The organism is Bizionia myxarmorum (assembly GCF_008086205.1).
Classification (GTDB): Bacteria; Bacteroidota; Bacteroidia; order Flavobacteriales; family Flavobacteriaceae; genus Algorimicrobium; species Algorimicrobium myxarmorum.
Map to the genome: position 1 here is coordinate 192,735 of NZ_VSKK01000001.1, position 24,131 is coordinate 216,865.

Annotated in this window: 20 protein-coding genes; 1 reads left to right on the forward strand and 19 read right to left on the reverse strand. The window is 34.6% G+C overall.

All coding sequences use genetic code 11. The features are described from left to right. The first annotated feature begins 169 nt into the window (after positions 1-169). Positions 170-988, forward strand: coding sequence for a mechanosensitive ion channel family protein (locus ES674_RS00960; RefSeq protein ID WP_148402120.1), 819 nt, complete (start codon positions 170-172; stop codon positions 986-988). On the opposite strand, the gene tsaB is transcribed toward ES674_RS00960, so the two are convergent. The 19 genes from tsaB to sov form a co-directional block, all read right to left on the reverse strand. Continuing rightward, a complete protein-coding gene (gene tsaB, locus ES674_RS00965; RefSeq protein ID WP_148402121.1) occupies positions 989-1,666 on the reverse strand; it encodes a tRNA (adenosine(37)-N6)-threonylcarbamoyltransferase complex dimerization subunit type 1 TsaB in 678 nt (225 codons plus the stop codon). It abuts the gene before it with no gap. A gap of 4 nt (positions 1,667-1,670) precedes the next feature. Next, positions 1,671-3,056: a TolC family protein gene (locus tag ES674_RS00970; RefSeq protein ID WP_148402122.1), complete on the reverse strand. Its 1,386-nt coding sequence runs from the start codon at positions 3,054-3,056 to the stop codon at positions 1,671-1,673. Beyond that, positions 3,043-4,155, reverse strand: a complete 1,113-nt coding sequence (locus tag ES674_RS00975) for an efflux RND transporter periplasmic adaptor subunit (protein ID WP_148402123.1) — start codon at positions 4,153-4,155, stop codon at positions 3,043-3,045. The genes ES674_RS00970 and ES674_RS00975 overlap by 14 nt, the downstream gene beginning before the upstream one ends. 57 nt (positions 4,156-4,212) lie before the next feature. Then, a complete protein-coding gene (locus ES674_RS00980; RefSeq protein ID WP_148402124.1) occupies positions 4,213-5,457 on the reverse strand; it encodes an ABC transporter permease in 1,245 nt (414 codons plus the stop codon). A 1-nt stretch (position 5,458) separates the two neighbouring features. Continuing rightward, the gene (locus tag ES674_RS00985) at positions 5,459-6,688 is read right to left on the reverse strand and encodes an ABC transporter permease (RefSeq protein ID WP_148402125.1); all 1,230 of its coding nucleotides are present in this window, start codon (positions 6,686-6,688) and stop codon (positions 5,459-5,461) included. Further along, positions 6,681-7,382 carry an ABC transporter ATP-binding protein gene (locus ES674_RS00990; RefSeq protein ID WP_148402126.1) on the reverse strand — a complete coding sequence of 234 codons (702 nt, stop codon included), beginning with the start codon at positions 7,380-7,382 and terminating at the stop codon, positions 6,681-6,683. The genes ES674_RS00985 and ES674_RS00990 overlap by 8 nt, the downstream gene beginning before the upstream one ends. A gap of 244 nt (positions 7,383-7,626) precedes the next feature. After that, positions 7,627-7,848 carry a hypothetical protein gene (locus tag ES674_RS00995; protein WP_148402127.1) on the reverse strand — a complete coding sequence of 74 codons (222 nt, stop codon included), beginning with the start codon at positions 7,846-7,848 and terminating at the stop codon, positions 7,627-7,629. Between the two features lie 63 nt (positions 7,849-7,911). After that, positions 7,912-8,442: a DUF420 domain-containing protein gene (locus tag ES674_RS01000; protein WP_148402128.1), complete on the reverse strand. Its 531-nt coding sequence runs from the start codon at positions 8,440-8,442 to the stop codon at positions 7,912-7,914. Then, positions 8,443-9,198 carry an SCO family protein gene (locus tag ES674_RS01005; RefSeq protein ID WP_148402129.1) on the reverse strand — a complete coding sequence of 252 codons (756 nt, stop codon included), beginning with the start codon at positions 9,196-9,198 and terminating at the stop codon, positions 8,443-8,445. Next, entirely contained in the window at positions 9,188-9,901 is a 714-nt protein-coding gene (locus ES674_RS01010) for a hypothetical protein (RefSeq protein ID WP_148402130.1), read from the reverse strand. Before ES674_RS01010 ends, ES674_RS01005 begins: the two co-directional genes overlap by 11 nt. A gap of 58 nt (positions 9,902-9,959) precedes the next feature. Beyond that, positions 9,960-10,340, reverse strand: coding sequence for a cytochrome C oxidase subunit IV family protein (locus ES674_RS01015; protein ID WP_148402131.1), 381 nt, complete (start codon positions 10,338-10,340; stop codon positions 9,960-9,962). Between the two features lie 20 nt (positions 10,341-10,360). Beyond that, positions 10,361-11,344 (reverse strand): cytochrome c oxidase subunit 3, encoded by a 984-nt coding sequence (locus ES674_RS01020; protein ID WP_148402132.1) that lies wholly within the window; start codon positions 11,342-11,344, stop codon positions 10,361-10,363. Positions 11,345-11,481: 137 nt separating this feature from the next. After that, positions 11,482-12,063 (reverse strand): cytochrome c oxidase subunit 3, encoded by a 582-nt coding sequence (locus ES674_RS01025; protein WP_148402133.1) that lies wholly within the window; start codon positions 12,061-12,063, stop codon positions 11,482-11,484. A 2-nt stretch (positions 12,064-12,065) separates the two neighbouring features. Continuing rightward, positions 12,066-12,959, reverse strand: a complete 894-nt coding sequence (gene cyoE, locus ES674_RS01030; protein WP_148402134.1) for a heme o synthase — start codon at positions 12,957-12,959, stop codon at positions 12,066-12,068. Between the two features lie 60 nt (positions 12,960-13,019). After that, a complete protein-coding gene (locus ES674_RS01035) occupies positions 13,020-15,122 on the reverse strand; it encodes a capsule assembly Wzi family protein (RefSeq protein ID WP_148402135.1) in 2,103 nt (700 codons plus the stop codon). Positions 15,123-15,306: 184 nt separating this feature from the next. Further along, on the reverse strand, positions 15,307-16,026 hold the full coding sequence (locus ES674_RS01040) for an energy transducer TonB (RefSeq protein WP_148402136.1): 720 nt from the start codon (positions 16,024-16,026) through the stop codon (positions 15,307-15,309). 75 nt (positions 16,027-16,101) lie between these two features. Next, positions 16,102-16,470 carry a VanZ family protein gene (locus tag ES674_RS01045; protein WP_148402137.1) on the reverse strand — a complete coding sequence of 123 codons (369 nt, stop codon included), beginning with the start codon at positions 16,468-16,470 and terminating at the stop codon, positions 16,102-16,104. After that, positions 16,463-16,843 carry a glycine cleavage system protein GcvH gene (gene gcvH, locus ES674_RS01050; protein WP_148402138.1) on the reverse strand — a complete coding sequence of 127 codons (381 nt, stop codon included), beginning with the start codon at positions 16,841-16,843 and terminating at the stop codon, positions 16,463-16,465. Before gcvH ends, ES674_RS01045 begins: the two co-directional genes overlap by 8 nt. A gap of 57 nt (positions 16,844-16,900) precedes the next feature. Then, on the reverse strand, positions 16,901-24,130 hold the full coding sequence (gene sov, locus ES674_RS01055; RefSeq protein WP_148402139.1) for a T9SS outer membrane translocon Sov/SprA: 7,230 nt from the start codon (positions 24,128-24,130) through the stop codon (positions 16,901-16,903). Between the last annotated feature and the right edge of the window lies 1 nt (position 24,131).

Here is a 24,131-nt window from a genome sequence, read left to right on the forward strand (position 1 = left end):
GCGTTTTTTTTATTTTTTACACCAAATAACATGACATGCTTTATGAGTATAAAATAAATTTTTAAAGATATAATAATCCTGTTTTAAATTATTTAGCATTTCTATAATTTTCAAAACTGTTAGATAAACCTTAAATTTGCTCCTTAACTAAAATTTCGAATTAAAAAATATGGATAAGAATTTAGAAAACTGGACTGATCAAGCTATCGCATTTGCCACCACTTATGGTTTAAAAGTCATTGCCGCGATTCTCATCTGGATTGTTGGCTCATGGATAATAAAAAAAATTATTAAAGGTGCCAGGAACTTAATGGACAAGAGTGGTTATGAAGAAAGTCTTAAAAAGTTTCTTTTAAATTTATTAAGTGCTATTCTAAAAATCTTATTAGTCATAACTTTATTAGGAACTTTAGGCGTTCCTACTACACAATTTGCTGCTATTATTGCAGCTGCTGGTTTAGCCATTGGTTTAGCGCTACAAGGTTCTTTAGGTAATTTTGCTGGAGGTATTCTAATCATGATTTTCAAGCCCATTAAAATTGGCGATTTTATTGAAGCTCAAGGTGTAAGTGGAACCGTAAAAGAAATTGAAATTTTTACAACCAAACTTAATACTACCGATAATAAAGAAGTTATTATTCCAAATGGTGCATTGTCAAATGGAAATATTATTAATTATAGCACCGAAGATACCCGTCGTGTAGACTTTACTTTTGGCGTAGGCTATGATTCTGATATTAAGAAAACCAAGGAGGTTATTTACGGCGTTGTAAGTGCACATCCTTTAGTTTTAAAAGATCCAGCAATTGCCATCAACGTTTCAGAATTGGCCTCAAGTTCTATTAACTTCTTTACACGTGCCTGGGTGAAGAAAGAAGATTATTGGGCCGTAAAATTCGATGTTATAGAGCAAACTAAAGAAGCTTTAGACGCTGCTGGTATTGATATTCCTTATCCACATCAAGTTGAAATTCAAAAGAAAGGATAATTATAATTTAGGTTTAGGCTTTAAGGCCACAAAATCTTTTAAATAGTAAGGCTCAAAATAAGCGACATCTTCGGTGTCGCTTTTTTTGTATTTCTGATACGCCAATGCACCCATTTCTTGTGCGGATGGCAATCTGTTTTCTACAAAATTCGCGTGTTTATGACAGATAAGGGATTTGGTTTTTTCAACACCATTGCCCACAAAATACACCATATCCATATTCAGATAATCGGCGTAAGATGTTTCATCTAAAACCTCTGCTTTTACGGAGCGTAAGGATTGGTGTTTTGAATTAAAAACTTCAGCGTAAACTTCCATACGTCTGGCATCCAACATAGGAATTATAAAGCCTTGATCAATTTCTACTTGATGCGCCAAGGCTTCTAGAGTAGAAACACTAATTAACGGCACATTTAAAGCGTAACAAAGCCCTTTTGCGGCCGAAACACCTATACGTAACCCCGTATAAGACCCCGGGCCTTTACTGACGGCTACGGCTGTTATTTCTGATTTATCGGTTTTGCTTTCTTTTAAAATTTCATCAATAAAAACATGCAAGCGTTCTGCGTGCGAGTAATTAGTGTTATAATCTTCTTTTAAAGCAAAAGTCTCTCCTTCCTTGGAAAGAGAGACCGAACAATTTGTTGTTGCTGTTTCTATACTTAATATGATTGCCACAGTTTTATTCTGTTAAAGGGATTCCAAGGTAGAAATCTAATACTTTGGTTTTAAATACGAAATTATATTTGGCATTAATTGAATTGGCTTGCGCATTAACCAAGCGATTTCTCACTTGTTCAAATTCAAAAGCATTCATAACACCTAAATTGTAACTTTCTTGTGCATTGTTGAAAGACTCATCTTGCGCATTCAATGACGTTTCAGAAGCTTCATATTGTTTTAATGCCGCTTTAGCATCAGCAAAAGCTTTTTCTATATTGGTGCGAAGATCTTGTTTCTCCTGATCCATAGAGTATTCAATACGCTTGCTGTTAATGATAGCTCTGTTTACGTTTGCTTTAGTTTGAAAGCCATTGAAAATTGGAACATTAAGTCTAAAACCAACATTGTAACCTAAATTATCCTCAAATTGCTGTCCAAAACCGTTTGGAGCTAAATAGGAACTAGCTGGATTTAATGGATCTGGGATTATCAACCTTAAATCTTCTTGACCCTGAAAATGCTGGTAAGACGTTCCTGCACTAGCACCAAAACTTAAAGTTGGATAAAAAGCACTTTTTGCAATTTTCACATCTAATTGCGCATTTTCAATATTTAATTCCGCTTGTTTTATTTCTGGTCTATTTTGAACAGCAAAGTCATAAATCTCATCAGGGCTTTTTTTCTCAACAAGTACTGTTGGCAATGTTAATTCCATAGCTTGAACATCAAAACCATCTTTAGAAATTTGTAAAAGTTGCGCCAAGCTTAATATCGCTAAATCCACGGCGTTTTCAGCATTAATTAAGCGTTCTTGGTCACTGGCTAATTGGGCTTGAACTTCATACAAATCAGCTCGAGGTCTTACGCCAGAATTTACTAATTCTGATAGTTGATTCACTTGTTTTTCTGAAATCAAAATTTGTTCTTGAGCAACTTTAAAATTTTCTTTATTCAAAAGTATATTCAAATACTGGTTGACCACATTCAAAGAAATATCATCTTTTAAAATTGCTAATTGTAATTGACTAGATTCTATTCCTAGTTGCGCTTGTTTATAAACACTGGTATTACGAAACCCATTAAATAAAGTAACATCGGTATTTAAACCAAAACTATTACCTCTAGAATCTCTAGAAACCCGATTACCATCGTTACTAATAAAAGATCCAAAATTCCAGTTTTGAGAAGCATTACCGCTAACATTAGGCAAGAAGTTACCTTTGGCGGTTACTAAATTCTCATCGGCTATTTGGGTATCCAATTCACTTTGCTTAACGCGAATGTTATTCTGTAAAGCATAATCTACAGCCTCTTGAAGCGTCCAAACTTTGTCTTGGGCAAAAACACTAGCAGAAAGTCCAACCGTAAAAAATGTAAGGGTTAGTATTTTATTAATTTTCATCATTGTTATCTTCTTTTGCTTTGTTCCAAACTTTAATTTTATCGGTTTCGCTTACACCATCCTTAATTTCTACATTTATTCCGTCAGAGATCCCTAGTTCCACATACTTTTCTTCAAAAGTACCATCTGCTTTTTGTACTTCTACAAAAGGCTTCTCCGTAAAACGGTTAAACTGTAATAAGGCTTCTTTAATTACCATAACACTGTCTTTGCTTTCCATTTCAATTTCAGCATTGGCGCTATAACCGGCTCTAATTTTTGTAGATTGCTCAATTTGAACATCTGCTTTAATGGTAAACTGAACGGCTCCATTCTCTTCAATTCCTTTTGGTGCTACAAATGTTAATTTAGAAGGAAACTGCTGTTGATTCATAGCTCCTAAAACAACGATGATATCCTTACCTTCTTCTAATTTCCCAACTTCCGACTCATCAACTTTTCCTTCAAAAATCATTTTGCTCATATCAGCAATTGTAGCAATTGTTGTTCCTGCGTTGAAATTGTTACTTTCAATAACTTGATCACCTTCACGAATTGGAATTTCTAAAACAGTACCAGAAATTTGTGCTGTAATATTGGTGTTTGCCGAACTTCCACCAGACAAAGATCCTTGTTTGATAATTTGAAAATCGTTTTGCGATTGACGTAAAGACTCGTTAGATTGGTTTAAAGACAATTCACTATTTTCAAAATCTTGTTTAGAAATAACGCCCTTTTCGAACAGTGATTTATTTCTGTCGTATAAAGTTTTGGAGTTATCATAAGATAATTGTGCTGAATTAATACGACTTCTAGCACTCACTAAACTTTGTTCATTAGGTACCACGCGAATTTTTGCAATTAAATCGCCTTTCTTAACAATGTCACCTTCTAAAACTACAATTTCATCAACAATTCCTGAAATTTGAGGTTTTAATTCAATTTCTTCTTCAGGATTAAGTTTCCCGGTAGCCACCACTTTTGTTTTGATTGATGTGAAAAATGGTGTTTCTGTTTTAAATTCCTCAATAGCTTTGGAGTTGGAGTCTTTAAAGTATTTAATTACCCAAACAAATAGTACTAAGACTACGATGCCAATGATGATTTTTACTGCTTTATTCATTTGATTGTGTTTATTATTTTTAATTGGTCAATTGGTTTTTATATCTAAATTTTTATTTTATTCCTCTCTTAAAGCTTCAATTGGTTTGATACTTGTCGCTTTAAATGCTGGAATAAGGCCTATTAAAGTTCCTAATACCACGAGTATTAAAAGTGCAATAAATACAACTGTAATGGAAACAGATGCGTTTACTATGGCTGCATCTGGACCTTGCCCAAAAAAAGCATCCAATGCTATGAGAATCCAACCGCCACTAATAATTCCGAAGAATCCAGCAAGCAAGGTTAAAAACACCGCTTCCACTAAAATTTGACGCTTAATCTCGTATGGTGTGGCGCCTAGTGCACGGCGCACGCCAATTTCTTTGGTTCGTTCTTTTACGGTTATTAGCAAAATATTACCAATAGCAAAAACACCCGCAATAAGTGTGGCGATACCTACAAACCAGGTTAGAAATTGCATACCGACCAGGAAACCTGTGATTTTCGCAAATTCCTTACCTAAATTGAAACTACCAAAAGCGCGTTTATCTTCAGGATGTACTTGGTTTAAATTCCTTAAAATAAGCTTGGCGTCTTCTTCAATTTGTTTGATGTCAAATTCCGGTTTACCGGTTATCATCATCCAACTGATATTTTCACCGCGATTATAAATTTGCTGAAAGGTAGTAAATGGGATATGTACATCGGATGTTGGACCCATATTCATATTGCCATCTTCAAAAACACCAATTACTTTAAAGTTCATGCTGTTCATTTGAACCAAAGCGCCAATGGCTTCTTCGTCTTTATCAAAAAGTTGTTTATAGACATTCTCGGAAATAACAATCATTTTTCTATTTCCGTCAATATCACTTTGATTGATGAAACGACCATGAATTAATTTTTTCTTTTGAACTTGGTCTAGCAATGGATAATCGCCATTAATACTGAAACTTCCTGATAAAAAATTACGAACTAATAAAGCTTGGCTTTGACTTCTTGGCACTACAAATTCAATTCCTTCTACATTTTCCTCTACTTTTTTAGCATCAGATAAGGTTAGTTGCACCATTTTCCCCTCCTGAAAGCCTTTGAAAGGCATACTTGTGCTTTGAGCCCAAACAAATACACTGTTTGTAGCAAAATCGCCAAACAAACGGTTAAAGGCATTCTCTATCCCTTTGGCCGAGCCTAATAAACCGATGAGTAATAAAATTCCCCACCATACGCCGACCATAGTTAAGATAGATCGTAGTTTATTTTTACTAAGACTATCAAAAACCTCTTGCCAAGTATCTCTTGCTGTTAAAAATTTAAACATATTAGTCGTCTCTTAGTGCTACAATGGGTTTAATTTGTGATGCTTTTTTAGCTGGTAAATAACCCGCGATTCCACCTGCAAGCACAAGTGTTACGGTTGCGGCAATTATTAACGAAGGTTGCACACTTGGATCTGTAATAAAATACGTTTCTAAAGTAGGTGCTGCCAATTTTAATACGGCTACTCCTATCAATAAACCAATATATCCAGCAATGGCTGTAATTAAAATAGATTCTATTAAAATTATAGAAACTATGGATCTTGGCGTGGCACCCAAAGCTTTACGGATACCAATTTCTTTGGTACGTTCTTTTACAATAAAAATCATAATGTTGCTAATACCAACAACACCTGCTATTAAAGTTCCGAAGCCAATAACAAGAATGATAAATCCTAAAGCACCCGTCATTTGTTCTATTTGCTTGGTACCTTCTGCCATGTTTTGAACACGAATGGCGCGTTGATCTGTTTCCGCAACATCAAAACGATCCTTCATTTTCGTGGTTAATGTTCTACCAAAAGCTATAGCCTGATCGTAGCTTAAACTAGGGTTATAGGTTAAGTTTATTTGATCTACATAATCATTATTTCCATATAAGCGCTGCGCTGTAGAAATAGGCATATAAATATATCGTTCTTCATTATCACCACCATCGTCAGAAAACACACCCACCACTTTATATGCGATGCCGTCTAGATTAATATATTTCCCTAAAGATGTGGTTCTTTTAAATAGATCTTCTTCAACCAATCTACCAATAACAATTACTTTGGTATGTTCACTTACATCCATTTCATTGATGTAGCGACCTTGATCCATCATGGTTTTTTCTAAATATTGATGATCCGGGTGCACAGCAACAACGGTATAACTACTTTTCTCATTCCGAAAGGTTGCCGTTACGTTTCTATAAACGCGTGACGTTATGTATTGAACTTTATCGTTAAATTCATCTTTAAGGTAACTATAATCTTCATTTTTGAATTGAATTCGGCGCCCAGCTTGAAGCCCTTTGCTGGCTTTAGAAGTCATCCCCGAATAAATCAAAATGGCGTTATTGGCATCGTCATTAAAGGCTTTCGAAAACGTGTTTTGTAAACCATTTGCCAAACCGAAAAGAATAGCGAATAACAAAATAGCAAAAGCAACCGTAAAGCCTGAAAGCAAACTCCGCGTTCGGTTTTTATTGATACTTTGAAATATTTCGCGCCATAGATCTAAATCAAACATAGTGTTCAGCTCTTACTTGTTCTACAAAAACATCTTCTATAATAACACCATCTTTTAAACGCACAATACGCTTGCACATGTTGGCAATATCCTCTTCGTGTGTTACCATTAAAATTGTTTTTCCTTCATCATTCAATTGCTGAATGAAAGCCATAATTTCATAGGAGGTTGTGGTATCTAACGCGCCAGTAGGCTCATCAGCAAGTAGTAATTTTGGGTTGGCAGCTAAAGCACGAGCAATGGCCACACGCTGTTTTTGTCCACCAGAAAGTTCATTTGGTAAATGTTTTGCCCAATTAGTTAAACCTACTTTTTCTAAATGAAACATGGCCAACTCCAAACGTTCTGCACGTTTCATACCTTGATAGTATAAAGGCAATGCCACATTTTCAACGGCATTTTTATAATTTATCAAATTAAAGGATTGAAAAATAAATCCTAAAAACTTGTTTCTATAAATCGCTGCTTTTTTCTCGGTAAGATTTTTTATCGGAACACCATCTAGAATATATTCACCTTCATCGGCTTCATCTAGCATTCCAATAATATTTAGTAAGGTAGATTTCCCTGAACCTGATGATCCCATAATTGCGACCATTTCACCTTCTTTAACAGAAAGATCGATGCCTTTTAAAACATGTAAACTTGAATCGCCTATAGGATAGGATTTGTGCAGTTTGTTGATGGTTAACATAATCTACTTTGGTTAGTTTAATTTCTATTCTACAAGTAAGACTCATAAAATTCAAAAATGTTACAACAAATGTAGATATATTTTAACGCATCAATTTTTATGATTTGTTAAAATATATATAAATAAGTGGCATTTAAATGGTTATTTTGAGGAAAATGATAAAATACCCAGCTCTAACAGATTATAAAAAAATAATATAGTAAAGTGATAAAGAGAAATCCTGACGTTTAAAAAACGAAAAACTTTAGTTCTTTTTCGTTTTGAAGCTTCTGTAAATGGCAAAACCAATTCCGCCAACTAAAATATACGGAACAGCCATAAGATAAACAATACCATCATTAATACCTTCTGCTTGCGCTTGACCTTCTTCAGATTCCAAAACCGCACGACACATTGCACATTGCGCTTCAGCTGGAATAACAAAAAACAGCATTAATATAACCGATAAAATAAGTGCTTTTTTCATGTTTAGATTTTAAAACTATAAATCATAATCTATTCAAATTAGTCGTAACAAAAATACAACCTATCATGTATAATAGGGCGAAATCATAATAAAAACAACCACCCCAGAAACAGCCACAAATAACCATAATGGAAACGTAATGCGCGCTATTTTCTTATGACGTTCAATATTATTAGTAATGGCCCGAACATAGGTTATTAAAACAAATGGAATGACTACAATTGATAAAACAATATGTAACAATAAGATAATGTAATATACATACTTTATTGGGCCTTCACCTCCGTATTTAGTGGAATCACTTGTCATGTGGTAGGCAACATACATGGCTAAAAAAGCTATGGAAAGCATAATGGCTAATTTCATTAGCTTTTCGTGTAATTTACGTTTCCCATTTGTAATAGCCCAAAAACCAAGGACTAAAACTAATGCAGTTATAGCATTCGTTGTGGCATAAATTGGCGGTAAAAAGGTTAAAGGTTCCACATTAGGAATCTTTACACCAAATAAAACAGCAACCACAATTGGAATAACAACAGATAAGATAATTATCCATTTATTATATTTCTGCTCCGCTTGCAAATTTGACTCCATTTATTCCTTTAATAATTTAGCAATGTCTTCTTTAAGCATGCTTATTTCTTCTTTTTGGCCATCTTCGTCCACTTTTTCAACTTCACTAATAATACCAGAGTAGAAAATTTTAGGGTTTCCAAAATCATCTTGTCTAGAACGAATAAAACCGTCTTTATCAATTAATGCGAAATTCCCTGAATGTTCAAAACCTGCTTCATCCGTTTCTTCATCACCCACAAAAATATTGAATCCAATATTGGCTAATTCAAAAACAGCATCTTGTTCACCTCTTAATAAATTCCAATTCGGGTTGGTAATGCCATATTTCTCCGCATAAGCTTTCAGAACTTCTTGCGTATCTGTTTCTGGCATGATAGTAAAGGATGCTACACCAAAATCTTCTATGCCTTCAAATTTATTTTGAATTTGAACTAGGTTAGCGTTCATGCGTGGGCAAATACTTGGGCAGGTTGTAAAAAAGAATTCAACCAAATATACTTTACCTAAATAATCCTTATCGGTTATGGTTTTACCGTCTTGATTGGTAAAACTAAAAGGCGGTACTTTTTTAGGAACACCGTTAATATTAATAAACATTAAATCTGATTTTTCTTTTTTTGAATAATCTGATTTAGTAATCTGTTCACTCCGGTTATCGTTTCTTACGGTATCACCTTGTGTAAAACGATCTACAATTCGCGGTACAAACCAAATACCGAATACGAGAATTACAAAGGCGATACCAATGTATGAATAGTTACTTTTATTGCTCATTACTTGAAGGTTTTAATTCGTTAGCGCGGCGGGTTTCTGAATCGAAATTACCTTTGCGTTTTTGTCGGTATTCTGTAAATAACACGCGTAAATCTTCAGAACTCATTTTATTCTTAATTACGGCTACTTGAATGCAGTTGTAAGCGTTTAATTCATAAACAGGTTTATTGCTACCTTTCTCGTTATCTGAACGGTCGTCTGTACGCCCACGTTGATTTCGTTCCGTATCTATAATAAAAACATTATCTGATGCTAAATTATCAGATAAACTGAAGTTTGCTTTAAGGCTATTGAAGGTGTTTTTAATGGCAGTTTCATCAACACTTACAAAATGCCAGAAGCGAAGATCTTCGTAGCGTGCTATTTCTTTGAATAAAATCTCGGCTTCTGCCTCTGCACCATTTGGAATTAATGCTACAATTTGAAATTTTTTAAAGCCTTTAAACTTATCATAAACAAGTTCTTTTAAATTAGAAGCGGCTATGGCCATATCAATAGGCTTATTTCCGAAGAATGCTAAAACTGTAATATGATCTTGAAGCATGATGTTGTGTTCATTTTGAGGTAGCTCCACCACGTTTTCATTAATGATATCTAAAGGATTATAATGATCTTTAGAAAGTGATAAAACCAGAACAAACATAACTGGCAGTAAAAATAAAACTCCGAGTATAACATACTTTTTGATCTGCTTTGCTCTCATAGTGCAAAAATAAAAAAAGGCGGTTTAAAAACCGCCTTTTATAGAACATTTAACTGTATTAAAAATCCTGTTTTACAAATCCATTTGCAAATACCTTTCCTATATAACCACCTTCTTGAAGTAGTATAAATAGTAAGTAAGAAATTAAGAACACGCCAGTCCAAACTGCCATACGTCTAAACGCAGCTGTTTCATCACGCATGTGCATAAAATCCCAAGTAATGTAATAGGCTTTTGCTATGGTTAGAAGAATAAATATCCAGTTTAGAAGACTCATCCCTAAAACTTGACCCATTAACATTTCAGGTTTAAAAATACCTAAAACGACTTCTACTGCTGTAATCAAGGTCAGTAAAATTAATACTCCCCAAATTTTTTGAGTGTTAGACTTAAACTTGACTAATCCTCTAAATATTGCTAATTTATGTGTGTCTGCCATTTTTACTGTTTTATCTATAATTAAACAAGGTAGAAGAATGTGAATACAAATACCCAAACTAAATCTACAAAGTGCCAATAAAGACCAACTTTCTCCACCATTTCATAACTTCCTCTACGCTCATAGGTTCCTAGAATAACGTTAAAGAAAACAATAATGTTTAACAAGATTCCTATAGATACGTGAAATCCGTGGAATCCAGTAATAAAGAAAAAGAAGTCACCAAATAAAGGAGAACCATATTCATTTTGAATTAGGTTAGCGCCCTCAACGACATTTTTACCCTTTGTTTTTAATTCTGTTAACGATTCATTTCTAGACAAAATAATTTTCTGTCCATTTTCATCGGAATACGTTGTTTTAACTAATATGTCTGGATTTGCTATAAAACCAGCAACAACTTCGTCTATGGTGAAACTTGGCAAAGACTTTTCACTTGTAAACCAAAGTCCTTTCTTACTTTCATGTCTTTCACGAACGTTATAAGGATCTGCTATAGCAAAGTCTTCTAAAGCAACACGTTTGCCATCTGGACCTACAAATTGCATAATATTTCCACCGTGAGTTCCAACAGCTCCATAATCACCTTTAATAAAAGTCACCCATTCCCAAGCTTGAGAGCTTACGAAAACAAGTCCACCAATAATGGTTAGGAACATATAGATGGTTACTTTGGCCTTATTCATATGGTGACCTGCATCCACGGCTAATACCATAGTTACAGATGACATGATTAAGATAAACGTCATAAACGCTACATAAATCATAGGTAATTCTTGCCCATGCAAGAAAGGCACGTGGGTGAAAACCTCATCGGCAATTGGCCATGAATTACTAAATTTAAATCTAGAAAATCCGTAGGCTGCTAAAAATCCTGAAAACGTTAAGGCATCCGACACGATAAAAAACCACATCATCATTTTACCGTAACTTGCTTTTAGAGGTTCGTTACCGCCTCCCCAGGTTTTACCTTCTGTTTCAGTTTTTACAACTGTAGTACTCATATGTCAGGTTTAATTAATAAAAGTTGCACAAAAATAATCAATTTATCTTTTTAAAGAAATATACGCTCCAAAATTTTGGACACATTAAGCATATATTAAAAATTACGCGTTTTTGTTCCGGTATTCATGGGATTTATTTAACCCACAAAATATAAGAATAAAAAGAGATATACCCAAAGTAAATCTACAAAATGCCAGTATGTTGCGGCTAATTCTAAACCTAACATTTGACTCGATGTATACTTCTGTTTAAAATGATTATAAATTACGACCAATAGGCAAATTAGCCCCACAGCCACGTGTAAAATATGCACCAAAGCTATTAAATAGATATAACTCATGGTAACATTACTGGTAGGTCCCGTAAAATTATAACCTAATTCAATGATTTGCTGAAATCCCATAAATTGGTTGTATATAAATACAATTCCCAATCCAAAGGTGGTTAACAAATAAATAGTTGTCATTTTTCTGTTGCTTTGCGCCATACTGCGTTTGGCAAGCCACATGGTTATACTACTGATTATAATTACAACCGTACTTATAATAAAGGCCTGTGGCAATTGAAAGTCTGATGCCCAATCTGGACGTGTGCTACTAACAACAAATGCACTCGTCCATCCGGCAAATGACATAATTAATGATAATATACCGAACCAAAGCATCATTTTTTTTGCTCTGCCTTTTTTATCTTCTAAAGTTCCTTGGGTTAAATCCATGGTTATCTAATAAATTTATCCACTACGTAGACTATTTGTAATAATGAAATATAAAACACGCTGGCTATCATTAATTGTTTTGCAGCCTGCACACTCATTTTTTTATAAAGTTGAATAGCATAATACAACATGCCTAATCCTAATAGAAACACAATAATTGCCGCCACAATAGACAATTGCAGTCTTCCAGTAAATCCAAATGCAGGTACGATGGACACTAATAAAGTCCAAACTGAATAAGCAATAATTTGAGTTGCTGTACCTCTATCCTGTTTTCCTGTTGGCAACATGAAAAAGCCTCCTTTTTTATAGTCGTCAAATAAAAACCAGCCGATTGCCCAGAAGTGTGGGAATTGCCAGAAAAATTGAATGGCAAATAAACTACCTGGTTCAATACCAAAATTATTAGTAGCCGCTACCCAACCTAACATAAATGGAATAGCGCCGGGAATAGCTCCCACAAAAACCGATAAGGGTGTTTTGGTTTTTAAAGGGGTATAAACACAGGTATATAAGAAAATGGAGATGGCGCCAAACATGGCCGTCTGCGGATTAATAACATATAAAATCCCAAGACCTAAAACAGTAAAGAGACACGCAATGGCAAAAGCAACATTAACAGACATACGGCCAGCGGCTACTGGTCTGTTTTTAGTTCGATCCATTAAGGCGTCTAAATCTTTTTCAATGATTTGGTTGAATGCATTTGAAGCCCCGACCATAAAGTAGCCTCCTAAGGCCAATAAAAATAAGATAGTAAAATCTACGGTTTCAGCACCCAGCAGATAACCTGCCATTGAAGAAAAAACAACACTTAAAGATAAGCGCATTTTCGTTATCTCCTTAAAATCAGAAATTACAGTATATGTAACCGGTAAAGTGGCTTGCTTACTCAAAGTAATGGGTTGCTTTTTACGCGTTTATTGCGAATGCAAAGATACCTTGAAAAGTTAATTTTACAAATCAAAATACCAATTAAATAAATCCGTTCGGATTCCTAAATTAAACCAAACCGTATTGCTTTTAAAAGTAGTGGCATTTACCGTATCTGGGTTGAAATCTCTAAACGTAATATCAGCAAAAAGCTTTAAATTTGTTGCTGGATTTATTAGATAACCTGCTTGTAAATTAGCGAAAAACGTGGTAGTTCTATTTCCTTGTCCAACAGTTACGCCAGTATCATAAGGTCTTTCGTTATAATTTCGGTAAATATCACCTCCATAACTGAAATTATCTACACCATCATTAAAATCGAAACCACGCTCTCCCATTACCACTTTGGCATTTCCAAACCAACGGTTGTAATGATAGCGACCTATAAGAATAAACTCACTAAAATTAGAACCCCATAAATGCGCCATGCTTTGATTATTATGTCCATAATTCAAAACAATGGTGTTATGAGAATAGGTATATGGACGCACGCGGTTATATTCCGCCTGCAACATTAAGTTTTTTACTTTAAAAGCTTCATAGTATTTGAAGCCTATTTGGTAGCCATATTTATTCTTCCAACTTTTATTGCCGCCTGTCATATCTGCAAGCGAAAATTCATCTAAAATAAATTGTCCGTACAGATTCATGTTATCATTCAGCTTATATTTCCCAGATAAACCTAAAACAGCGTTTCCAGCATTCTGCCCCGTTTCAAATTCAATTGCACGATAAAAGATAATAGGATTTAAATAACTGACATCAAAACCTCGATTATCTGTTTTGGCCCAAATTACGGATTCAAAAAGACCGATATTTAAGCGTTTTGTGGCATTCCAGCTTAAAAAATGCGTAGCCATATATTTACTTAAATAAGCACCTTCAGGATCTGCTGCTTCACGACGCGTATCGCGGAGCCACATCCAAGTATTGGTATATTTAATTTTCCAAAATGTGGTATTCAATTTTAAAAATGGAGCCGGACTTGCTACATCACTTGTTAAGAGCGAACGATAACCGTCACCTATAAAATTTTTACCTTGTCCGAATTGTATGTTGAAGAATTTTACGGGTGTATAAGATAAATAAGCTTCAGCAACCGGATAATCATAAGCATCTTCTTTAAAACGCTTTGCAATTCCGCGACCTGGAATTACAGCAACTTCGTCTCTAGCCTTGATAGATTCCGCATATTGATTATAATATTCCGCAAAACGACCTTGACTTTCAAAAACCGATGTATAGAAACTAAGCGTTTTTCCTAAACCACCTTGAATGCTTATACCACGAGTATTGTTGAAGGTTGAACTAAATTCCGCTTCCGTATCTTTTCCAACTTGAAAATCGAAAATAGGATCTATTGCAAACCAATAATCTTCACCTTCAATACGCACCAAACGTTCGTTCCAAAGTTTCCGGCCTGCTAATGTTGATTTGGTTGTAGCTAAAGCTTCTTTCTCGGCTTCAAAACTGTAATATTTTGAAACGTCTTCATACATTAAAGGTTTAGAACTTGTGTGACTATTGGTTCCTACTAGATTGATACTTCTATCAAATTTTGAATAATAGTCATGCGTAAATGGTATATTTAATTGACTGCTGTATTCTTTATTAGAATACGGTTTCAACTTTGCAGCAATGCTATCATATTCGGTTTTAGCGCCATTTTCTAACTCGGCTAATTCTTCATCTTTAGATAAATCTTTCGTTTTTATGGCTTGCTGAACTAATGGAATTTTTAAAGCGAAGGAGTATTGTTTAAATGTGGGATTCCCATTATAGGTTCCAGGCTTTATTTTTGGGAATTCATTAAAAACACGAGAAGCTTCATCTTTTAATTCCGCATAAAGTGCGTCCACATAAATAACCCTAAAAGCACCTTCCGTATCCACTTCAAACAAGATTACAACTTCACCTTTGTAGTTTTTTTCTGAAACAACATCAGGCACCTTGAAATTATTGAATACTAAATTAAAAACTTGATTGTCAAAGCAGGCTTGAACATCATTTTCATCTACAGATTCACATTCAGGAAAAACGGGTGGTTTTTCATAAAATTTATTTTGCGAATATATATGCAATTGAAGTAAAAGAAACAGAATGGTGAAGAAGTTCTTTTGGCTCATTAATGACGGTTTTATTTGAGTTGAAAGATACTATTTTTTTAATAATGTGCATATAAAAATGCCGATATCATAACGAGTCTATCAGGGATTTATGCCAAAAGAATAAACTTATGGATACAAAAAAAGAAATCCCGCTACTGAAATAGTAACGGGATTTTAATGTTATATAAAAAACGATCGTTTTTTAGTCTTGAACTTGGAACTTTATAGGTAAGTAATAAGGTACTCTTACCGCTTTACCACGTTGTTTTCCTGGTTTCATTTTTGGAAGTAAACCAATAACACGCTTCGCTTCTTTCTCTAAACTTGGGTGTGGTGCTCTTGCTTGAACATCTATAATATCACCGTTTTTATCAATTTTAAAGAATACACGAATTTGTTGAACTCCAGACAATCCTAATTCTTGTGCTAAATCTGTGTTGAACTTATTAGCGATGAATTCATTCATCTTTTTGTTCATACAGGCTTTTTTAGCTTCGTTGTTACCACTTTCACATCCTGGAAAAACCGGAACGTTTTCAATAACTGCGAAAGGAACTTCTTCAACTTCCTCTACTTCTTCTACTTCAACCTCTTCAATCTCAACAATTTCTTCTTCTTGACTTGTTTCAGTAGATTCGATTACGGTTTCTTCAACCTCATCGTCATCTTCTATAACCTCAATAACTTCTGGTGCTGCAGGTGGTGGTGGTGGTGGTGGTGGTTGAGCAATAGTTTCCGTAATTGGAACTTCTTCAACTAATTCATCTCCCATATCTAAAGTTCCAATATCAATCAGTTCTTTATCATAGGTTTTATAGTTAATAGCAAAGTTTGTTAAAAACAACATCAGTGCTAAACCAATAGCAAAAAACAACGAACTGTTTCTGCCAACATTTGCTTTAGGATTTTTTTTAGGTTCCATAGTTTTAAATTTGTTACTGCTCGCTAAAATAACCAATAAATTGGTAATTATACAAGCGATTAATACTATTTAACGTCACTTTTTTTTAATGAGTAACACAATAGCTGCTGCTAGAAGGACCCCTCCTATATTTGCTACAATATCATAAAAATCAAAAAAACGCGTGTAAGTTAATTCTTTTTGTAGGACTTCAATAATTATACCAAACGTGATGCATGATACAACTACTATCGATAATGCTTTCATTTTTGAATAGTTAAATTGGATATTCATGGTAAAATACCAAACCAACGTTAACACGCTATAAGCACCAAAATGAAAAATTTTATCTCCAAATGATGGTGCCAAGCTATCAATCTTACTAAAATCTAGTTTAATTAAACTTACCGTCAATAACGAGAGCGTATAAACAATAGATATTAATAAGGTATTTCTTTTAAGCACCTACAAGTTCTTTATACTCATCAGCCGTCATTAGACCGTCAACATCTGAAGTATTTGCGCATTTAATTTTAATCATCCATCCAGCGCCGTAAGGATCTGAATTTACAGTTTCTGGAGCATCTTCTAATGCTTCGTTAAACTCTATGATTTCGCCAGATATTGGTAAAAATAAATCTGAAACTGTTTTTACAGCTTCCACAGATCCAAATACCTCATCAGCATCTAACGTGTCATCTACAGTTTCTACTTCAACATAGACAATATCGCCTAACTCGCTTTGTGCGAAGTCGGTAATACCTACTGTGGCTACGTCACCTTCTAATTTAACCCATTCATGGTCTTTTGTATACTTTAATTCAGCTGGAATATTCATGATTTTATATTTTTTACAAATGTATTTATTCGCTTTATACTTTCAAACTAATAATCCTTAATTACCAAAAGTATATCGGAGTGTGATTCCTGAACGAATGGTTGTTTGTGGAAATGCTGTTGAAATAGCGTATTCTGAAAAGGCATAATCAAAATAGAAGATACCTGTTAAGTTTTTACTAAACGCATAATCCGTAGAAAACTTAAGCGACCAAATAGTCTGACCTGATGTTACTTGGTTGTTTTGCAAATCTAAATAACGAATAATTGTTTTATTATCACGTACCGAAATATCGGCTTTCATATTCAAATCACTTACAATACGTTTCTTCGGTCCTGCTAATTTAGATTTGATACGCACATCTTTTATACGGTAACCCAAACCAATAATATATTCGTTTCCTTGAATTTCCGTCATTAAATTGTTGTCAAAACTCAATGAAAGTAATCGATCCTTCTTCATTTCCGCTAAAATCTTGACTGAATTTTTCATTTCAAAATCAATTCGGAAAAGCGGACTAAACATTTCGCTTAAGTTGATATTACTATAAATATTTTCATTTTTGAAGTTTCCACTCTGATCTACAACTGTTGGATTATTTTCATCGTAATCTAAATTAGATCGGAATTGGTTGATGGTATAGTTTGAACGGTACCCATGAACCACAGAGAAACGCTTAAACTTGCTCTTAAACCATTTCAAATTCATTAAACCGGTATACTTAATATCCCAGTTTGGAATGGGCACATCACGAAAAGCACTCAAAGAAACTTTTTCAGCGTTTTGACCGGAGTATGCCGATAAGAATGAAGGCAATAACACGGACTGGCTATTTTTACCAAAACCTACAGGATACCCTTCTGCATCTACAGGATAAGAAGCATTTCCATAAAATTCTTGAGCCAATCTATTCGCTACTTTTAATCGGTTTGTTCTAAATTCATTAAAAGGTTGCGATTGAATTTCGTCACTACTACTAAATGCTGTTTTAATAAGCATGGTAGAAATATTAAAGTTTCCAAAGGAATTAGGTGTTAAAGACTCATATTCATATTCGCGTCCTAAATCATTTACGCGGTAATTTTCTGTATAATTTTCAGAATAAATACGGTTACCTACAATATCAATTTTTAAGTCTTTAAACGGTTCTACGTTTGCTGAATAATCAAATTGGCGTGTTTTATTAACACGGTACTGATCATTAAAATCTGGATATAACGTTAACCAACCGCGTCTTGCGGCCATGTCTCGTACGTCATTTTGACTTCCAAACGTAAAACCAGCCGTTGGTTTCATGGTTCCAATAAATCCTGGCGACTGTAAATATCCTGGTAAATAGGTGCCGTTGGTTTCCGAGTAATTTAATTGAATACGTTTAACCGCCGTAACTACATCTATTCCCGTATTTAACAGCCTGGTTCCCGCACTACTTTTGCTTGCATTAGAAGCAGGGGTTTTAGATTCAGCAACCTGATTGGCTTTGGAAAGACTTTCTTGACCTGGAGGTGTTGGTGATCTCTTCACATCATCACGACCTGGGGCAGATCCTCCTCTGCGAATCGCTTTCTTTTTTAAACCCACATAATTATAAAACTTACTCATGTTTAGAGTGGTATTTATATTATGCTGATTAGCATTTGAAATCGTGTTTCCTAAATCGTATGTAATGCCGTCAACTTCTAAATCTCCAAATAAATCCGATCCTTTTTGCCACTGAAATTCGCCGCTATAAGAATAGGTTGCATCTACAAAAGATAAAGCTGGGATTTTATTAATGGGGATTTCATAATTAATACCTAATTGCTGGTATTGCGTATTGGGATCGCCAAAATCAAAGAAACCATCCCAAACATCTAGGCTTGGATCTTGTTCACTGTTAACGATATTATTTTTGAAATAATTCCGAACAATATTAACGTTAGACGCTGTAAAATTTAAAGATAGCGACTTGGTTAAATTATAGTTTACGGTGTAACCAAAATCGAAGGTATAATTACGTCTATACAATTCTTGCAATCCAATATTACTGCCGCCTAAATCTATTTCTCTAAACTTCTGCTTGTTAAATTGTCTGTTTACATTGGAGTTTACAGTAAAACTTGCTGGAAGCGGATTAAAATTAAAATCCTTTAATAATTTCCAGTATTCACCTGTAAAAAGTGAATCGTTCTTTTTAAAAGGCTCCACATTTAAAGGCGCAAAATTATAAGCGTAGTTTACACCTGTCCGTAAGTTTTTATCAACAGCACTTTCAATTTCAAAATCGCGATGTTCTACCTTATTATATGAATAATTTAATGTGAAATTTTCTACATCATAAAAACGCGGCTTCTCTTCACCAGTTCTAATTTTACGAACACCAATAAAGTTGATACTTTTTCGCTTGGTAAAATTCTGGTTCACATTAAGAATGGAATCCTGATTTACATTATTATCTAATTGCGTCTGCAATTCAATATCACGATAAAACTCATCATAACGCGGCGTAATTTTTTCTTCACCAACACCATAATTAAATGGAATTTGAATACCCCATTTTTCAGGAAGCAATTGCCCCACATTTATATTGGTAACAACATCATATTGTTGCACGTCTTCACGGCTACGTTCTTCTGGACCTTGTTCAATACTACCGAAGCCCGAAGTGCTTTGTCTTCCGGTGGCGCTAACACTAGCAAAATCCGCAATATTGGAATCCATGCTTAAAACAGCTGCCCAACCACCTTCACTATCCATATCAGATAGGCGTAGTTCATTTAACCAAATAACAGCACATTTATCCGTGGTGGCTCTGTTTTTAACACCAACCATTAAGGTACGAATATCACCAAAGTTAGGGTTTCCAATAATGGCAATACGATGGTATTCATCGGCATCACTTAAACCTGTTGGAAGTGGACTGTATTCATTCACTGAATTCCCAACTAATTGTTCACGAATAACATCGTAATAAGTTGGGTTAACACTTGTAATATTCCCGTCTGCAATAGCTTTCGCTTTAATTTGCTGTAATAATTCTAATGGTAAATTAACTTGGTTTGCTTCTGGCCAAAGTGCCTCTCTAGAAAGTCCTTGCGTTACTTTAAGCGGAATCATTATTTCGTAATAGTTTTGGGTTAAATCATTACCCATTCTAATAAAACCAAATAAATCGTCGTCATTTAAGCCTGGTTGATCACCTTCTTCCGCGTGCATATACATACGTAAACGGTTGTATTGACGCATATCCACATTAATATTTTTGAAAACGGCACGCCCATCTTCATTTTCTAAACCGCAAACATCTAATAATAATGATTGTTCATTTTGTCTGATAACGGTATTATTATTATAAAGTTCTTCTGGATCAACACCTGGAGGCGACTGATAGCTACCATCATTTTTCAACGTACTAATAACACCTACTGAAAATTGCGTACCATCCAAAGCTGGATCACCTTGATCGGTATCCAATGTTTTAGAATAACGTCTCCATTCACTACGTACCAAATCTAAAGTACCAAAACGCATAATTGTTTGTTCGGTAAATCCTTTTAAATACATTCTAGCAAAACGCACAGAACGTAAATCTGAAATTCCACCAATAGCGGCTTTATTTACATCATCAACCGGAATTCTAAATTGATACCATTTTGGAGTAACTGTTTGTCCGTTTGGTAAACTTCTAATTTGATTTTCTTTAATATCAACTATATAAGGGTTGTTAATATTTAAATCGCCCGGTTTAATATCCAATTCATACTCATAATAACTATCAATAGTATTCATGGTATTATCGCGGTTTACATCTTCCACATCTGGTTGAGATGTAGAACCCCGATTGGTATCAGAAAAAGTGTCTGGCGAGTTGCCTTCTACACCGTTATAGCGTTTGTAGCGTTGAAAAATATCGCCATCTGCATTTAAAAAATAGGTGTAATTATCATTGGATGGATCTTCTAATATTCCATAATCTGGAAACACAAGGCGTTCATCTGCATCATTTAAACCATCATAACCCACATCTTGATTGGTACGTTCTTGTCCTGTTGTATCAAAGGCATAAATAAGCGATTGATTTTGTGGATAAACCGTATTCCAAGAAGGAGATTGGGGTAAAACACCAATAACATTTCCGTCAATTGGTAAACCGTTTTCATACAGTTTACGACCGTCTTTTACAACATCTTCAGAAATATTACCTAAATTAAACACCAGTTTTCCACCTGGATTTGTTTGATTTTCTTGAAAAGGATCTTGCAGCCAGAATTCAATATATTCCACGTTGGCTTGTTCAAAGTCTGTTGATGTTAATCCACGCGTTATACCCGCCCAGCTTCTTGTAGGATTGGTTAACTCATTATCAGAAATATTAACATTACTTGTTTGGAAGTTATAAGGTCCGCGTTCTTCTGGGTAATAAGCTAAATCCAACGTATATAAAACGGTACTTTGACCTTGTGCAATATCTTGATTCGGGAACAATTCATTAATGAAAACACGGCTGGTATATAAACTAGAAATATCGTCATCAGTTATGCCACCCGGACTTCCATTGCTGTAAAAAATAGGATCAATAGTATACCAGTTTAATAAAGCACGATCGTAACCTTGCTCAATACCATTTCTGTCGTCATTATTACTATTAAGACCGCGTGGTCTACTTGATAAAAACCAAGATTGTGGCGATTTTAAATCAATGTTATTCTGCGAACCTTCAAAATCATCCACATAAGATGTTGCTTCGCCTTGGAAATCTGTTCCTTTCGGTGAACCTGGCGCTAAATAAGCAAACTCTCCACGAACCGACAGATTGGACATAACATCCGTATCAATATTTGGAAGCTTATTTACTAAACGCGTTAAAAATGGAACTTCTGTAGAATAGTTTCCATTAAATCCGAAAATATGGTTATTTATGGGCTCTTGACTATAATTTGCTTTTTGAGTGATTGGTCGTTCATTTAAATGAAGCCATGTTCCACCAATTACAAAATTCTCACTGAATTTGTGTTCAACATTTACACCCGTAAAACGCTTCGTTTGTTGACCAAAAACCGCATTGTTTTCTGTTGAAACTTGAATTGGTGTATTAGATGCTTTTAAAGCCTCATCTAAAATTTGAACCGTTCCAGCTTGGTAATTCACCGTATAATCGATGCCCTCTACCAAAGTACGTCCACCTGCTGTAACGGTAACTGATCCACGAGGTACATTGAACGCACCAATTGGAATACCATCACCACCTTCAGATTTATAACGCCCTTTAATTTTGAATTTATTTTTATCAGCCTCTTCTAAAGCGGCCGATTTGGTTTCTTTGTACAATACATCATAAACATATTTCGCTTGGTTGGCGTTATAAGTTACGGTATTGCTATAATCTTCAGAATTTGCTAATGATAAGGTTTTGAATAAATACTCACCAAAAGGTTCCACTTTCGTAAAGACAATTTTACCATTTTGAGGTAAGACCGTGATGCCTGGAACAAAATCGAAAAATCCGTCACCGTTGGTTTGTGGATCGTTATTAAAATTTAATCTGTCAAAATTGAATAAACGCAATAAGGTTGTTTCTTGAATTGGATTACCTTCAAAATCTGGAAATGGCGTTCCAGAAACTGGTGTAATAAAATTGACAGGTGACGCTTCGTTATAAAAAATATTTAGTTTAAAATCATCTTGACTCAATTGGTACGCGCCTGTATCATAGATGTTTTTCATCATTAAGTCCCAAATAGGCTGTTGCACATTGGTAATCGGACTTTTCAATAACTTTAAAATTAAAGTATTGTTGGTTACGGTTGTAATAGTTCCTGTATTATCAACACCTGTTGGATCTATACCACCATTGGCGAATTCACCAACTTGATACACTTTTCCACCTACAGTATATTGAAAGGCAACGGCTACTACTTCGTCATTATTTAAACGTTGGTTTAAGGAAATATAACCCAATTGTGTGTCTACAATATATTCTTGACCTTCGGTTAATTTACGTGCATTTTCTAATTTGGCATAATCAGAACCTTCATTAACAACAGAAGATAGACTTCCAAAACCTTGCTGTGCCGTTGCAATATCCCGAATGTTATTGTTTAAAACAGAACCAGACCCAATGGACATTGGATCATAATCGTTGTTTTTGTTATCTGGATATGCATTTGGACCCGCATTTAAGAATCCCGGTGGAATTGGATTTAATAATATATCATTAGCTGCTGGATTCGGATTGGATTCCCCTAAATCCTGAAGTGCCACAATATTTCTAACGTTTTCTGTACGGTTGGTTCTATTTGTTACCCAAACTTCAATACGTGTAATTTGAACGTTGGAATTAATAAAAGGATAATTTGCTAAAGCTTGATCGTATTTTCCTCTAAAATAATGTGAAAGAAAAAAGTGGCGATTTTCATCATAATCTCTAGCAAAAAAATCAAACTCTTCTACCGTACCGCCACCTTGGGCAACAACGGTCCTTCTATCTGATTTTTGTTCCGAAAATACACCCGTAATGGTGGTTTTCCCAAATTGTAATTGTGTTTTAACACCAAATAAACTTTGTGCGCCCGTAATTAACGAACTATTTAAAGGCATACTCACGTTACCAACTTCAATTTTCTGAATGATATCATCTTCAGTTGGCGTGTATTCTAATTTAATTAAATTTTGAAAATCGAAAGTGGATTCGGTATCATAATTGGCAGTAACTTGTAAACGCGTTCCTACTTTACCGAGTAAACTTAAACTTATACGCTGATCAAAGTCAAAGGTAAAACTACTTCTATTTCGAGGTGAAAACGCCGGATTATCTTGTTTGGTGAATAAAACACCTAAATCTATTTCAACAGATCCTTGAGGAATAACTTCTATAGTATCACTACCAAAAATGGTTTCAAAAAAACCAGAATTCACATAAAATTCAGGTAATAAGTTTTTTTGTTCTTCTTCACTTCCTTCCTTTTTACCATCAAAAGCATCTATTTTTTGTTTATAATAAGACTGTAAATTCTGCTTAACAATTAAATCTTGATATTCTTCAGGTGTTAAAATTATGGGATAATTAATATTAAATTCACCTACCGTTTCCGTGTAAATATAACGATCCGTGATGGGATCATATTTATATTTTGATTCAATACTAGCTGGATTTGGCATTTGCATATTGCCAAAATTAAATCCGGTTTGCGTAGAATCTTGAGCTGTTGGCTCCGTTTGGGACCAGGCTAATCCTGAAAATAGCAAAGCACCGAAAACAAGTACAAAGTTTTTTAGGGATTTAAATAAATTAGGGTTGGTTGTATTCAAA

Coding starts and splice junctions, on each gene's coding strand:
- ES674_RS00960 (WP_148402120.1), top strand. CDS start 170: ATGGATAAGAATTTAGAAAACTGGACTGATCAAGCTATCGCATTTGCC.
- ES674_RS00970 (WP_148402122.1), bottom strand. CDS start 3,056: ATGATGAAAATTAATAAAATACTAACCCTTACATTTTTTACGGTTGGA.
- ES674_RS00975 (WP_148402123.1), bottom strand. CDS start 4,155: ATGAATAAAGCAGTAAAAATCATCATTGGCATCGTAGTCTTAGTACTA.
- ES674_RS00980 (WP_148402124.1), bottom strand. CDS start 5,457: ATGTTTAAATTTTTAACAGCAAGAGATACTTGGCAAGAGGTTTTTGAT.
- ES674_RS00985 (WP_148402125.1), bottom strand. CDS start 6,688: ATGTTTGATTTAGATCTATGGCGCGAAATATTTCAAAGTATCAATAAA.
- ES674_RS00990 (WP_148402126.1), bottom strand. CDS start 7,382: ATGTTAACCATCAACAAACTGCACAAATCCTATCCTATAGGCGATTCA.
- ES674_RS00995 (WP_148402127.1), bottom strand. CDS start 7,848: ATGAAAAAAGCACTTATTTTATCGGTTATATTAATGCTGTTTTTTGTT.
- ES674_RS01000 (WP_148402128.1), bottom strand. CDS start 8,442: ATGGAGTCAAATTTGCAAGCGGAGCAGAAATATAATAAATGGATAATT.
- ES674_RS01005 (WP_148402129.1), bottom strand. CDS start 9,198: ATGAGCAATAAAAGTAACTATTCATACATTGGTATCGCCTTTGTAATT.
- ES674_RS01010 (WP_148402130.1), bottom strand. CDS start 9,901: ATGAGAGCAAAGCAGATCAAAAAGTATGTTATACTCGGAGTTTTATTT.
- ES674_RS01015 (WP_148402131.1), bottom strand. CDS start 10,340: ATGGCAGACACACATAAATTAGCAATATTTAGAGGATTAGTCAAGTTT.
- ES674_RS01020 (WP_148402132.1), bottom strand. CDS start 11,344: ATGAGTACTACAGTTGTAAAAACTGAAACAGAAGGTAAAACCTGGGGA.
- ES674_RS01025 (WP_148402133.1), bottom strand. CDS start 12,063: ATGGATTTAACCCAAGGAACTTTAGAAGATAAAAAAGGCAGAGCAAAA.
- ES674_RS01035 (WP_148402135.1), bottom strand. CDS start 15,122: ATGAGCCAAAAGAACTTCTTCACCATTCTGTTTCTTTTACTTCAATTG.
- ES674_RS01040 (WP_148402136.1), bottom strand. CDS start 16,026: ATGGAACCTAAAAAAAATCCTAAAGCAAATGTTGGCAGAAACAGTTCG.
- gcvH (WP_148402138.1), bottom strand. CDS start 16,843: ATGAATATTCCAGCTGAATTAAAGTATACAAAAGACCATGAATGGGTT.